Raw genomic sequence first — 12,453 nt, 5'->3', positions numbered from 1 at the left:
GCGGGTTCGGCCTCGCCGGCATGCGGGAACGGGTCACCGCGCTGGGCGGCACGTTCACCGCCGGCCCGCTGCCGGGCGGCGGCTTCCGGGTGCACGCCGCACTGCCGGTCGCCCTCGAGGAGGTCACATGATCAAGGTGTTGCTCGCGGACGACCAGGACCTGGTCCGGATCGGGCTGCGGGCCCTGGTGGAGAGCGAGGACGATCTCACGGTGGTGGGGGAGGCGGCCGACGGTCTGCGGGCCGTCGAGCTGACCCGCCGGGAGCGTCCCGACGTGGTGCTGATGGACGTCCGGATGCCGGGCGTGGACGGGATCGAGGCGACCCGGCGGATCGTCGCCGACCCGGAGCTCGGTGGCACGAAGGTCGTCGTGCTGACCACCTTCGAGCTGGACGAGTACGTCTTCGACGCGCTCCGGCACGGCGCCAGCGGCTTCCTGACCAAGGACACCCGCCCGGCCGAGCTGCTCCGGGCGATCCGGCTGGTCGCCGAGGGGGAGGCGCTGCTGTCCCCGTCGGTGACCCGGCGGGTGGTCCGGGAGTTCGCCACCCGGCCGGCCCGGGTGCCCCGGCCGCACCCCCGGCTCGGCACCCTCACCGACCGGGAACGGGAGGTGGTCGGGCTGGTCGGCGAGGGGTTGAGCAACGCCGAGATCGCCGAGCGACTGGTGGTCAGCCCCGCCACCGCGCGTACCCACGTCAGCCGGGCCATGGTCAAGCTGGCCGCCCGTGACCGCGCCCAACTGGTCGTCTTCGCGTACCAGTCGGGGCTGGTCGAGGCCTGACGGCCGCCCGCCCCGCCGCGTCGTCCTCCGTGATCGACTCCGGCTACGGCAGGTCGGGGTGTCCGTGGCCTCGGATACCCCGCCATGCCGCACCCTGAGTGGATCATGACGGGCGCCGGGCGCGGGGCCAGCCGGGAGCGGGGCTGCGAGCGGCGGGCTACCCTAGCGGTGGCTGGACAGCCTGCCCGGCCGCTCTGTGCCCGCCGAAAACGACAAACGGGATGTTCGTGTGTTTGACACCTTGAGTGACCGCCTCTCCGGGATCTTCACCAAGCTCCGCGGCAAGGGCCGGCTCACCGACGCCGACATCGACGCCACCGCCCGCGAGATCCGGATGGCGCTGCTGGAGGCCGACGTCGCCCTGCCAGTGGTCAAGGGCTTCATCGCGAACGTCAAGGAGCGGGCCCGGGGCGCCGAGGTCTCCCAGGCACTGAACCCGGCCCAGCAGATCATCAAGATCGTCAACGAGGAGTTGATCAACGTCCTCGGCGGCGAGGGGCGGCGGCTCCAGTTCGCCAAGCACCCGCCCACCGTGATCATGCTGGCCGGCCTCCAGGGTTCCGGTAAGACCACCCTCGCCGGCAAGCTCGCGCGCTTCCTCAAGGCCCAGGGGCACCAGCCGCTGCTGGTGGCCGCCGACCTCCAGCGCCCCAACGCCGTCGGGCAGCTCCAGGTGCTCGGTGGCCGGGCCGGCGTCGAGGTGTACGCCCCGGCGCCGGGCAACGGCGTGGGCGACCCGGTGCAGGTGGCCCGCGACTCCATCGAGCACGCCAAGCGAGCGGCCCGGGACATCGTCATCGTCGACACCGCCGGCCGGCTCGGTATCGACGCCGAGATGATGCAGCAGGCGGCGGACATCCGCGACGCGGTCCAGCCCGACGAGGTCATCTTCGTCATCGACGCGATGGTCGGCCAGGACGCCGTCCGGACCGCCGAGGCGTTCCGCGACGGCGTCGGCATCACCGGCGTGGTCCTCTCCAAGCTCGACGGCGACGCCCGCGGTGGCGCCGCGCTGTCGGTCCGGGAGGTCACCGGGCAGCCGATCCTGTTCGCCTCCACCGGCGAGAAGCTGGAGGACTTCGACGTCTTCCACCCCGACCGGATGGCCAGCCGGATCCTCGGCATGGGCGACGTCCTCACTCTGATCGAGCAGGCCGAGGCGGCCTTCGACACCGATCAGAAGGAGAAGATGACCGCCAAGCTGATGGGCGGCGAGCAGTTCACCCTGGAGGACTTCCTCGACCAGCTGATCGCGGTCCGGCGGATGGGACCGATCGCCAACGTGCTGGCCATGATGCCCGGCATGGGGCAGATGAAGGACCAGCTCGCCGAGCTGGACGACAAGCACTTCGACCGGGTCACCGCGATCATCCGGTCGATGACCCCGGGCGAGCGCACCAACCCGAAGATCATCAACGGCTCCCGGCGGGCCCGGATCGCCAACGGCTCCGGCGTGACCGTCATGGACGTCAACCAGCTGCTCAACCGCTTCGCCGACGCGCAGAAGATGATGAAGCAGATGGGCGGCATGATGGGCCTGCCCGGCGGGGGCCGGCGCAAGGCGACCAAGTCGCCGAAGAACAAGCGCAAGGGCACCAAGGGCGGCGGGCGGCCGCGTACCGGCGCCGGGGTGCCGGGGGGCTTCCCGGGCGGCATGCCGCAGCTGCCCCCGGGCCTGGACCCGGGTGACCTGGCCGGCGGCCAGGGCCTGCCGCCGGGCTTCAAGCTGCCGAAGATCGACTTCAACAAGCTCGGCAAGGGCGGGGACAAGGGCCCCCGCTGACCGCGTACGCCCCGGGGCCCGGCCGGATCGGCCGGGCCCCGTCGCGTAAGCGGGACCGTCCGGCCGGTTCCCGGCCCGCGCCGGCCATCGGGTAGGACTGTGCACATGGCTCTGCATGTGCGCGGTGTGCTCCTGCCGGACGACGAGGTCCGGGACATCTGGCTGGTCGGCGACCGGGTCACCTTCGAACCGGTGCCCGGCGCGGAGACGGTCGCCGACGGCGGCTACGTGCTGCCCGGCCTGACCGACGCCCACTGCCACATCGGCATCGCCCGGGGTGGCGCCCCGATCACCGCCCTCGACGAGGCTCGGGAGCTGGCCCGTGTCGACCGGGACGCCGGCGTACTGGCCATCCGGGACGCCGGCTCGCCGTACCCGTACCCCGAGCTCGACGACGACCCGGAGCTGCCGCGGCTGGCCCGCGCGGGCCGGCACGTCGCCCCGCCCAAGCGCTACCTGCGCGACATCGGGGTGGAGGTCGGTGCGGCCGAGGTGGCCGCGGCCGTCGCCGCGCAGGCCGCGGCCGGCAACGGCTGGGTCAAGCTGGTCGGCGACTGGATCGACCGGGGCGTGGGTGATCTGGCGCCGGCCTGGGACGCGGACACCATGACCGCGGCGGTCGCCGCCGCGCACGCCGCCGGGGTACGCGCCGCCGTGCACACCTTCAGCGAGACGGCCGTGGAGATCATGGTGCGGGCCGGGGTGGACTCGGTCGAGCACGGCACCGGCCTCAGCCTCGATCTGATCGACCTGATGGCCCGGCAGGGCACCGCGCTGGTGCCCACGATGATCAACATCCAGACCTTCGGCGGCATCGCCGACCAGGCCCGCGCCAAGTTCCCCGGGTACGCCGACCACATGCTGGCCCTGCGCGACCGCTTCCCCGAGGTGGTCCGGGCCGCGTACGAGGCCGGGGTGCCGATCTACGTCGGCACCGACGCCGGCGGTGGCATCGACCACGGGCTGGCCGCCGAGGAGATGCTGCTGCTGCACGAGCGGGCCGGCATGTCCACCGAGGACGTGCTCGCCGCCGCCTCCTGGCGGGCCCGGGAGTGGCTCGGCTTCCCCGGCCTGGCCGAGGGCGGCCTCGCCGACCTCGTCGTCTACCCCGAGGACCCGCGCCGCGACCTGCGCGTGGTCCGCACCCCGTCGCGCATCGTCCTCCGCGGCCGCGTCCTGCGCTGACCCGTCCCGCCTCCGCTGCCGCCGCCCTCGGAAGCCGCTGATTCACGGAAAGAGTGCCTACTGCGCCCCGGATGGCCACTCTTTCCGTGAATCAGGGCGGACGATGGGACGGTGGGGGCGGGGTGGGTCAGGTGGTGGCGGTGTGGAAGAGGTGGACGGCGAGGTCGGCCAGTTGGGCGGCGGTGTCGTCGACGGGGGCCTGGGGGAGCACGATGTGGCTCACCACCAGGCGGACGATGGTGTCCGCGGCGAAGGCCAGCGCCGCCGGGTCGGCGGCGGGCAGGTGCCGGTCCGCCCATTCCCGCAGCGCGGCCGTGGACTCGGCCAGCACCAGCCCGGCCCGGGTGGTCAGGTAGGGCAGCAGCTCGTCCGAGCCGCCCCGGGCGCTGGTCAGGATCGCCTTGATCAGCGGGTTGTCCGCCGCCGAGGCCAGGGTGTGCCGGATCGCCGCGTACGCCCCGGCGTGCACGTCGGCGCCGTGCGCGTCGAGCGCCGCGCGGACCTCGCCGACGAACCGGTCCACCTCGCGCCGGGCGAGCGCCTCGGCCAGCCCGGCCTTGCTGCCGAACTCGTTGTAGACGGTCTGCCGGCTCACCCCGGCCGCGGTCGCCACCCCGCCCATCCGGACGCCGTCCCAGCCGGACGCGACGGTCTGCGCGCGGGCCGCATCCACGATCGCGTCCCGCAGCCGCTGTCGCTGCGTCGACGACTCCGGCTCGGCGCGCCCGGTGTCGCGCGGCGAGCGGGAGCCGTCGGCGGAAAGCTCACCCATGGTGGTCGAAGTCTACGGTCGTCCGGCCCGACACGGCCGGGGGTGCCGCCCGAGCGCAGCGGGGGCGCGGTCGGCGCATAGGATGTGCGGTCATGGCACGCGTGCTCACTCCCCGTGCGGAGGACTTCCCCCGCTGGTACCAGGACCTGATCGCCAAGGCGAAGCTGGCCGACAACGGCCCGGTGCGGGGCACCATGGTCATCCGACCGGCCGGCTACGCCATCTGGGAGCGGATGCAGGCCGAGATGGACGCCCGGATCAAGGCGGCCGGCGCGGAGAACGCGTACTTCCCGCTCTTCATCCCGGAGAGCTACCTCAAGCGTGAGGCCGAGCACGTCGAGGGCTTCTCGCCGGAGCTGGCCGTGGTCACCCACGGTGGTGGCAAGCAGCTCGCCGAGCCGGTGGTGGTCCGCCCCACCAGCGAGACGGTGATCGGCGAGTTCATGGCCAAGTGGATCGACTCGTACCGGGACCTGCCGCTGCTGCTCAACCAGTGGGCGAACGTGGTCCGCTGGGAGCTGCGCCCCCGGATCTTCCTGCGCACCAGCGAGTTCCTCTGGCAGGAGGGGCACACCGCGCACGCCACCCGCGAGGACGCCCGCGCCTACGCCCGGCGGATCCTGCACGAGGCGTACGAGGACCTGATGGTCAACGTGCTGGGCATCCCGGTGGTGGTCGGCCTCAAGACCGCCCGGGAGCGGTTCGCCGGCGCCACCGCCACGTACACCTGCGAAGGCATGATGGGCGACGGCAAGGCCCTGCAGATGGGCACCAGCCACGAGCTGGGCCAGAACTTCGCCAAGGCGTTCGACATCAGCTTCTCCTCCGCCGAGGGGGGCCGGGAGCACGCCTGGACCACCTCCTGGGGCACCTCGACTCGGATGCTCGGCGGCCTGATCATGTGCCACGGCGACGACAACGGCCTGCGGGTGCCGCCGAAGCTGGCGCCGGTCCAGGCGTACGTGATGATCGTCAAGGACGGCGAGGGGGTCGGCGAGGCGGCGGCCAAGCTGCGCGACGCGCTGCGCGACGCCGGCGTCCGGGTCGCGCTGGACGACCGGACCGACACCGCGTTCGGCCGCCGCGCGGTCGACGCCGAGCTGCGCGGCTACCCGGTCCGCGTCGAGGTCGGCCCCCGAGACCTGGCCGCCGGCAACGCGGTCGTGGTCCGGCGTACGGACGGCTCGAAGGCCCCGACCCCGGTGGCTGACGTCGTCGGCGCGGTCCTCGCCGCGCTGGAGGCGGACCAGCAGGCGCTGCACGACCAGGCGCTGGCCAACCGCCAGTCGCGCACCACGGACGTCGCGACCCTGGCCGAGGCGATCGAGGCGGCGGCCACCGGCTGGGCCCGGGTGCCGTGGTCGGCGGTCGGCGTCCAGGGCGAGGCGGAGGCGAACGGCCAGGGCGTCACGGTCCGGTGCCTGCTGCGGGCCGACGGCTCGGTGCCCGACTCGGAGGACGAGCCGGACCTCGTCGCCATCCTCGCCCGCGCCTACTGAGGTGTAAGGAAGGGCCCCTTCTTAACGCCTCCGGTAGCGGAGGGGCCCCCTGGTAACAGCCCTGGGTGGTGACGTGCGCTTCGAACCGGGTCGGCTGATCGTGCACCGGAACGTGCGGCACGGCCGGATCGGGTGGGCCCGGCCGGCCCGGGTGGTCCTCGACGACGACCGGGGCCTGCTGTTGTGGCTGGCCGAGGGCTCGCCGGTGGCCCACGAGGTGGCCGCCGACGGCCGGGGCATGCGGGCCATGCCGTTCGCCGAGTGGGTGGGCCTGTCCTACCGCCCGGACGTCGTCACGTGGCAGGGACCGGGGCTGCTGAAGTTCCTGCCGGCGGGGGCCGCCCACTCGGTCTGGTGGTTCCGCGACCACCAGGGCCGGTTCGCGAACTGGTACGTCAACCTGGAGGAGCACGGCGTCCGCTGGGACGACGGGGCGGTGGCCGGCGTCGACATGGTGGACCAGGACCTCGACGTGGTGGTGTACCCGGACCTGAGCTGGGAGTGGAAGGACGAGGAGGAGTTCGTCGAGCGTCTCGCCCTCCCGGAGCACTACTGGGTGGCGGACGAGAAGGCGGTCCGCGCCGAGGGGGAGCGGGTGATCCGGATCGCCGAGGCCGGCGCGTTCCCGTTCGACGGCACCTGGTGTGACTTCACCCCACCGGCCGACTGGGACGTACCGGACGAAATGCCACGCGGCTGGGACCGCCCGCCGGTGCGCTGACGGGTGTTCCGCGTCACCTCCCGGTCGAGCCGGATGACGTGTCCGGGTCCGGTGTGAGAGATCGGGTCGGATCTGGCAGAATGGGTCGCTGGTATCCGGCGCGCGTCCGGCGCCCTCTAACCCGGGCACGCCGCCAGTCCACCGAGCAGTCTCCGGCCCAAACCCCACTGTGCCGGTCGGCGCTCACCCGCACACCGCCCGTACCGGGCCGGTGAGATCGCAACAGGAGCGAAACAACTGTGGCCGTAAAGATCCGGCTCCTGCGGATGGGCAAGATCCGCAACCCGCAGTACCGCATCGTCGTCGCCGACTCGCGCACCAAGCGTGACGGTCGCGCGATCGAGTTCGTCGGTGTGTACCAGCCGAAGGAGGACCCTTCGGTGATCGAGGTCAAGTCGGAGCGGGTGCAGTACTGGCTGTCCGTCGGCGCCCAGCCGAGCGAGGCCGTGCAGCGTCTGCTGGAGCTGACCGGTGACTGGCAGAAGTTCAAGGGCCTGCCCGCCCCGCCGCCGCTGAAGGTCGCCCCCGAGCGGGCCGACCGCCAGGCCGCGTACGAGGCCGAGGCGAAGGCCGCCGCCGGCCTGGCGGAGACCCCGGCCAAGCCGGCCAAGAAGGCCGCCAAGGCCGAGGCCCCGGCCGAGGCCGAGGCGCCGAGGGCCGAGGAGCAGACCGGTGTCGAGTCCGGCGAGCAGGCCTGACATGGCGCTGCGTCCCGCCCTGGAGCACCTGGTCAAGGGCATCGTCGACCACCCGGACGACGTCCGGGTGCGGATGGTCGATTCCCGTCGGGGCAAGCGGCTCGAGGTCCGCGTGCACCCGGAGGACCTCGGCACGGTGATCGGGCGGTCCGGCCGGACCGCCAAGGCGCTGCGCCAGGTGATCGGCTCCATCGGTGGGCGCGGGGTGCGCGTCGACATCGTCGATTCGTACTGATGCTTCTCATCGTCGGCCGGATCGGTAAGCCGCACGGCGTCCGCGGTGAGGTCACCGTGGAGGTGCGGACCGATGAGCCCGAAGCGCGGTTCGCGCCCGGCTCGGTACTGGTTACCGAGCCGGGCGTGGTTCCGTCCGAGCCTGGTGCCTGGCGGGTGCCGGAGAAGCTGACCGTCGAGTCCGCGCGCTGGCACCAGGGGCGGCTGCTGGTCGCCTTCGAGGGCGTGCTGGACCGCGACGTGGCCGAGGCGCTGCGCAACACCCTGGTCGGCGTGGACAGCGCGGAGGTCGCCCCGCCGGAGGATCCGGAGGAGTTCAACGACCACCAGCTGGTCGGGCTCGCCGTGGTCACCCGGGACGGGGAGCGGCTCGGCGAGGTGGCCCGGATCGATCACGCCCCCGCCTCCGACCTGCTGGTGCTGCGCCGCCCCGAGGGGCCGACCGCGCTGATTCCGTTCGTCAAGGCGATCGTGCCCGAGGTGGATCTCGCCGGCGGTCGCGTCGTCGTCGATCTGCCCGGCGGCCTGCTCGATCTGTAGCTCTGGAGAGCCGACCGCATGCGCGTCGACATCGTGTCGATCTTCCCCGAGTACTTCGCCCCGTTGGACCTGTCGCTGATCGGCAAGGCCCGTGCCAACGGCACGCTCCGGCTGGCCGTGCACGACCTGCGGAGCTGGACCCACGACGTGCACCGCACCGTCGACGACACGCCGTACGGCGGCGGTCCCGGCATGGTGATGCGGCCCGAGCCGTGGGGCGAGGCCCTGGACGCCCTGGCCCCCGACGAGCTCAGCCCGGACGGGCACACCCTGCCCCGGCTGCTCGTCCCGTCCCCGGCCGGTGTGCCGTTCACCCAGGCCATGGCGCACGAACTGGCCGCCGAGTCGCACCTGCTCTTCGCCTGCGGCCGGTACGAGGGCATCGACCAGCGGGTGCTCGACCACGCCGCGACCCGGATGCGGGTGACCGAGGTCTCCCTCGGCGACTACGTGCTCTTCGGTGGCGAGGTGGCGGTGCTGGTGATCCTGGAGGCGGTCACCCGGCTGCTGCCCGGGGTGCTCGGCAACGCCGGCTCGCTGGACGAGGAGTCGCACGCCCACGGGCTGCTGGAGGCGCCGATGTACACCAAGCCGGCGAGCTGGCGCGGGCACGAGGTGCCGGAGGTGCTCCGTTCCGGCGACCACGGCCGGATCGCCCGCTGGCGGCGCGACGAGTCGCTGCTGCGTACGGCGGCCCGGCGGCCCGACCTGATCGCCGCGCTGCCCCCGGAGAGCCTGGACAAGCGGGACAGGGCGGCGTTGGACCGGGGTGGATTTCAGCTGCCGCCGGGGGATGTGGCAAAGTAGAGGGGTTGCCGCATCCGACCACGCCGTGGCCGGCTGCGAGGACCCTCGACCGGGGTCGGCAGCGCAGGCCCCCGACCAGGGGCCGGCGTCGGCCGACTGCCACCCGGGGGTCAGAATCACCCATCCGCGCATCGACTGACGGTGCGCCGTGAGCCTTACGAGGACGCAGCGATGAACATCCTGGACGCCCTTGACGCCCAGTCGAAGCGGGTCGACCTCCCCGACTTCCGCGCCGGTGACACCGTGAAGGTGCACGCGCGGGTCGTCGAGGGCAACCGGTCCCGGGTCCAGATCTTCCAGGGCGTCGTCATCCGCCGCCAGGGTGACGGCCTGCGCGAGACCTTCTCGGTCCGCAAGGTCAGCTTCGGTGTCGGCGTGGAGCGGACCTACCCGCTCAACAGCCCGGCGCTCGACCGGATCGAGGTCGTGACCCGCGGTGACGTGCGCCGCGCCAAGCTCTACTACCTGCGCGAGCTGCGCGGCAAGAAGGCCAAGATCAAGGAGCTGCGCGAGAAGCAGCCGGCGAGCTGAATTTCCGTTCGCCACGCCGCCTGACCTGCGCGGATGTCGTATCGACCAGATCGCATTACTCTGGTCGGTACGGGCGCGGGCGGACGGCGCGAAGCGGTCCACTGCCGCCCGTGGGGTCCCCGAGGGGACTCCCGGGCGGTAGTGTCGTTTCTGCGGACCGGAGAGTGGCATGGTGCAGATGCTTGACGAGGACGGCACCGTCGACCCGTGGCGCCGGCGGGCCCGGCGTACCCGCCGGCAGATGCCCCTCTGGCAGGAGTTGCCCCTCCTCCTGATCGTCGCCTTCTGCCTGGCCGTGCTGATCCGCACCTTCCTGCTCCAGGCCTTCTTCATCCCCTCCGGGTCGATGGAGAACACCCTCCTCATCGGCGACCGGGTGCTGGTCAACAAGGTCGTCTACGACGTACGCGACCCGGTCCGCGGCGAGGTGGTGGTCTTCCGGGGCACCGACAAGTGGGTCGCCCAGGAGGCGCCGGCGCCGCCGACCAACTTCGCCGGCAAGGTCGCGCGCACCTTCGGCGACCTGGTCGGGGTCAGCCGGCCCGGCGAGAAGGACTTCATCAAGCGGGTGATCGGCGTCCCCGGCGACCACGTGTGGTGCTGTGACAACGGCCGGGTCGTGGTCAACGGCGTGCCGCTGGACGAGCAGGCGTACGTCTCCGAGGACTCGCCGGTCGAGCTGCCGCCGAACCCGAAGGAGTGCCGCTCGCGGCAGTTCACCGAGGTGGTCGTACCGCCGGGGCAGATCTTCGTGATGGGTGACCACCGGTTGGTCTCCCAGGACGCCCGCTGCCAGGGCCCGGTGCCGATCGACAACGTGGTCGGCCGGGCCTTCATGATCGTGTGGCCGCAGCAACGGTGGACGACGCTGCCGGTGCCGAAGACCTTCACGAACCTGCCGCGACCCAACGCGGCGCCGGCCGGGCCGGCGCCGGTCGATCCGGACCCGGCGGGCGGTGCCGTGCTGATCCTCCCCGTCACGGCCGCGGCGTCCGTTCTCGCGCGTTCGGGGCGACTGCGCCACGGCCGGGGACGTAGGCTCCTCCCGTGATCGACGAGCAGACCGAAAAGCCGAGCAGCTCCTTCTGGAAGGAGCTCCCCATTCTCCTGGGCGTGGCGATCCTGGTCGCAGTGCTGGTACGTGCCTTCGTGCTGCAGACCTTCTTCATCCCGTCCCCGTCCATGGAGAACACCCTCAAGATCGACGATCGGGTGCTGGTCAACAAGCTGGTCTACGACTTCCGCTCGCCGCACCGCGGCGAGGTGATCGTCTTCAAGGCGCCCACCGAGTGGAGCGGCAACCCGGAGGGCGAGGACTTCATCAAGCGGGTGATCGGCGTCGGGGGCGACCACGTGGTCTGCTGCGACCGCAGCGCTCCCCAGGAGCGGCTGATCATCAACGGCAAGCCGATCGACGAGCCGTTCATCTTCCCCGGCAACAAGCCCGCCGACCAGGACTTCGACATCACCGTGCCGAAGGGTCGGCTCTGGGTGATGGGTGACCACCGGGAGGCCTCCGGCGACTCGCTGGAGCACTGGCAGCAGTCCGGCGAGGACATCAACGAGGCCACCATTCCGGAGGACCAGGTGGTCGGCCGGGCCTTCACGATCTTCTGGCCCGTCAACCGGGCGACCTGGCTCACCGTGCCGAAGCAGTTCGACGGCATCCCGAACCCCTGACCCGGGAGGCCGTGGCCGTTCGTCGGAGGCGTCTGGCAGGCTTGGGCGGTGACCGTCTACACCCCTCGTCGCGCGGCCCGGGTGCTGCTCGTTGACGCGTCCGACCGGGTGCTGCTCTTCGCCGGCACCGACCCGGCCCGCCCCGGCCACGCCTACTGGTTCACCCCGGGCGGCGGGCTCGACGCCGGGGAGACCCCGGCCGAGGGCGCGGCCCGGGAGTTGGCCGAGGAGACCGGCCTGCGGCTCGCGCCGACGGAGCTGGGCGCGCCGGTCTGGGCCGAGACGGTCGAGTTCCCGTTCGACGGCGTCTGGTACCGCCAGGAGCAGGAGTTCTTCCTGGTCCGGGTGGTGTCCTGGGAGGTCGACACGGCCGGGTTCGACGAAGTCGAGCGGGCCAGCGTGCACGGCCACCGCTGGTGGTCCGTCGACGAGCTGACCGCGACCGCCGAGCGGTACTACCCGCCGGATCTGCCCGACCGGCTCGCCGCCGCGCTGGCCGCCGCCTCCGGGGGTGCGCCGTGCTGACGCCGCCGCGTACCGTGGTCCGCCGCGAGGCCGGCCTCTACGCCCTCGAACGGGCCCTGCAACGGCGCGGCTTCCGGCACGTGGCCGGGGCCGACGAGGCCGGCCGGGGCGCCTGCGCCGGCCCGCTCGTGGCCGCCGCCGCGGTGCTGCCCGAGGGGCGGCGCGGCGAGATCGAGGGGCTGGCCGACTCGAAGCTGCTCACCCCGGCCAGCCGGGAGCGGATCTACGACGAGGTGGTGGCCCGGGCCCTGGCGTACGCGGTGGTGGTCATCCCCGCCGAGGAGGTGGACGCGCGCGGGCTGCACGTGTGCAACCTGGCCGCGATGCGCCGGGCGCTCGCCTCGCTCGCCACCCGTCCCGAGTACGTGCTGACCGACGGCTTCGGTGTGGACGGGCTGGACGTGCCGGGGCTCGCGGTCTGGAAGGGCGACCGGGTGGCCGCCTGCGTGGCGGCGGCGAGCGTGCTGGCCAAGGTCACCCGGGACCGGATCATGGTGGAGTTGGACGGGCGGTACCCGGGCTACGGCTTCGCCGAGCACAAGGGCTACATCACCACCGAGCACACCGCCGCGCTGCGGGCGCTCGGGCCGTGCCAGGAGCACCGCTTCTCGTACGTCAACGTGGCGACCGTCTCCGGCCGGGACGGTGCGCCCCCGCGCTCCCGCCGGCCGGGCGTCGGCGGCCTCGCCGGCCG

At 72.7% G+C, this 12,453-nt stretch carries 15 protein-coding genes; 14 read left to right on the top strand and 1 reads right to left on the bottom strand.

All coding sequences use genetic code 11. The annotated features are described in order from the left end of the window. Window positions 1-127 precede the first annotated feature (127 nt). From ACWEVO_RS15105 to ACWEVO_RS15095, 3 genes are all read left to right on the top strand, one after another. Complete coding sequence (locus tag ACWEVO_RS15105; RefSeq protein WP_452308119.1) at window positions 128-784, top strand: response regulator transcription factor; 657 nt, start codon at window positions 128-130, stop codon at window positions 782-784. A 229-nt stretch (window positions 785-1,013) separates the two neighbouring features. Continuing rightward, entirely contained in the window at window positions 1,014-2,567 is a 1,554-nt protein-coding gene (gene ffh / locus ACWEVO_RS15100; RefSeq protein WP_452308118.1) for a signal recognition particle protein, read from the top strand. Between the two features lie 105 nt (window positions 2,568-2,672). After that, on the top strand, window positions 2,673-3,752 hold the full coding sequence (locus ACWEVO_RS15095) for an amidohydrolase family protein (protein ID WP_452308117.1): 1,080 nt from the start codon (window positions 2,673-2,675) through the stop codon (window positions 3,750-3,752). A 127-nt stretch (window positions 3,753-3,879) separates the two neighbouring features. Here ACWEVO_RS15095 and ACWEVO_RS15090 read toward each other — a convergent pair whose 3' ends face one another. Further along, complete coding sequence (locus ACWEVO_RS15090) at window positions 3,880-4,524, bottom strand: TetR family transcriptional regulator (RefSeq protein WP_452308116.1); 645 nt, start codon at window positions 4,522-4,524, stop codon at window positions 3,880-3,882. 92 nt (window positions 4,525-4,616) lie between these two features. Between ACWEVO_RS15090 and proS the strand changes: the two genes are divergently transcribed. The 11 genes from proS to ACWEVO_RS15035 form a co-directional block, all read left to right on the top strand. Continuing rightward, window positions 4,617-6,023, top strand: coding sequence for a proline--tRNA ligase (gene proS, locus ACWEVO_RS15085; RefSeq protein WP_452308115.1), 1,407 nt, complete (start codon window positions 4,617-4,619; stop codon window positions 6,021-6,023). 73 nt (window positions 6,024-6,096) lie between these two features. Beyond that, a complete protein-coding gene (locus ACWEVO_RS15080; protein WP_452308114.1) occupies window positions 6,097-6,744 on the top strand; it encodes a DUF402 domain-containing protein in 648 nt (215 codons plus the stop codon). 239 nt (window positions 6,745-6,983) lie between these two features. Beyond that, window positions 6,984-7,442 carry a 30S ribosomal protein S16 gene (gene rpsP, locus ACWEVO_RS15075; RefSeq protein WP_452308112.1) on the top strand — a complete coding sequence of 153 codons (459 nt, stop codon included), beginning with the start codon at window positions 6,984-6,986 and terminating at the stop codon, window positions 7,440-7,442. Continuing rightward, a complete protein-coding gene (locus tag ACWEVO_RS15070; protein WP_187399607.1) occupies window positions 7,417-7,677 on the top strand; it encodes an RNA-binding protein in 261 nt (86 codons plus the stop codon). Before rpsP ends, ACWEVO_RS15070 begins: the two co-directional genes overlap by 26 nt. Beyond that, the gene (gene rimM, locus ACWEVO_RS15065) at window positions 7,677-8,216 is read left to right on the top strand and encodes a ribosome maturation factor RimM (protein ID WP_452308111.1); all 540 of its coding nucleotides are present in this window, start codon (window positions 7,677-7,679) and stop codon (window positions 8,214-8,216) included. Before ACWEVO_RS15070 ends, rimM begins: the two co-directional genes overlap by 1 nt. Window positions 8,217-8,234: 18 nt before the next feature. Then, window positions 8,235-9,023 (top strand): tRNA (guanosine(37)-N1)-methyltransferase TrmD, encoded by a 789-nt coding sequence (gene trmD, locus ACWEVO_RS15060; protein WP_452308110.1) that lies wholly within the window; start codon window positions 8,235-8,237, stop codon window positions 9,021-9,023. 171 nt (window positions 9,024-9,194) lie between these two features. Continuing rightward, a complete protein-coding gene (gene rplS, locus ACWEVO_RS15055; protein ID WP_107077631.1) occupies window positions 9,195-9,554 on the top strand; it encodes a 50S ribosomal protein L19 in 360 nt (119 codons plus the stop codon). Between the two features lie 169 nt (window positions 9,555-9,723). Next, the gene (gene lepB, locus ACWEVO_RS15050; RefSeq protein WP_452308109.1) at window positions 9,724-10,605 is read left to right on the top strand and encodes a signal peptidase I; all 882 of its coding nucleotides are present in this window, start codon (window positions 9,724-9,726) and stop codon (window positions 10,603-10,605) included. Next, window positions 10,602-11,234: a signal peptidase I gene (gene lepB, locus ACWEVO_RS15045; RefSeq protein WP_452308108.1), complete on the top strand. Its 633-nt coding sequence runs from the start codon at window positions 10,602-10,604 to the stop codon at window positions 11,232-11,234. Before lepB (ACWEVO_RS15050) ends, lepB (ACWEVO_RS15045) begins: the two co-directional genes overlap by 4 nt. A 48-nt stretch (window positions 11,235-11,282) precedes the next feature. Next, window positions 11,283-11,759: an NUDIX hydrolase gene (locus ACWEVO_RS15040; protein ID WP_452308107.1), complete on the top strand. Its 477-nt coding sequence runs from the start codon at window positions 11,283-11,285 to the stop codon at window positions 11,757-11,759. Then, window positions 11,753-12,453, top strand: a 701-nt coding sequence (locus tag ACWEVO_RS15035; protein ID WP_452308106.1) for a ribonuclease HII, incomplete at its 3' end; no start/stop codon positions are given. The genes ACWEVO_RS15040 and ACWEVO_RS15035, both read left to right, overlap by 7 nt.

This window comes from Micromonospora sp. NPDC003776 (assembly GCF_053605645.1).
The sequence above is the reverse complement of the archived record's forward strand: the minus strand, read 5'-3'. Positions and strand labels throughout refer to the sequence as shown.

What these genes read in the sequence shown, in the direction of transcription:
- trmD (WP_452308110.1), top strand. Translation starts at nt 8,235, where the DNA reads ATGCGCGTCGACATCGTGTCGATCTTCCCCGAGTACTTCGCCCCGTTG.
- ACWEVO_RS15095 (WP_452308117.1), top strand. Translation starts at nt 2,673, where the DNA reads ATGGCTCTGCATGTGCGCGGTGTGCTCCTGCCGGACGACGAGGTCCGG.
- ACWEVO_RS15105 (WP_452308119.1), top strand. Translation starts at nt 128, where the DNA reads ATGATCAAGGTGTTGCTCGCGGACGACCAGGACCTGGTCCGGATCGGG.
- lepB (WP_452308109.1), top strand. Translation starts at nt 9,724, where the DNA reads ATGGTGCAGATGCTTGACGAGGACGGCACCGTCGACCCGTGGCGCCGG.
- ACWEVO_RS15090 (WP_452308116.1), bottom strand. Translation starts at nt 4,524, where the DNA reads ATGGGTGAGCTTTCCGCCGACGGCTCCCGCTCGCCGCGCGACACCGGG.
- rimM (WP_452308111.1), top strand. Translation starts at nt 7,677, where the DNA reads ATGCTTCTCATCGTCGGCCGGATCGGTAAGCCGCACGGCGTCCGCGGT.
- proS (WP_452308115.1), top strand. Translation starts at nt 4,617, where the DNA reads ATGGCACGCGTGCTCACTCCCCGTGCGGAGGACTTCCCCCGCTGGTAC.
- rplS (WP_107077631.1), top strand. Translation starts at nt 9,195, where the DNA reads ATGAACATCCTGGACGCCCTTGACGCCCAGTCGAAGCGGGTCGACCTC.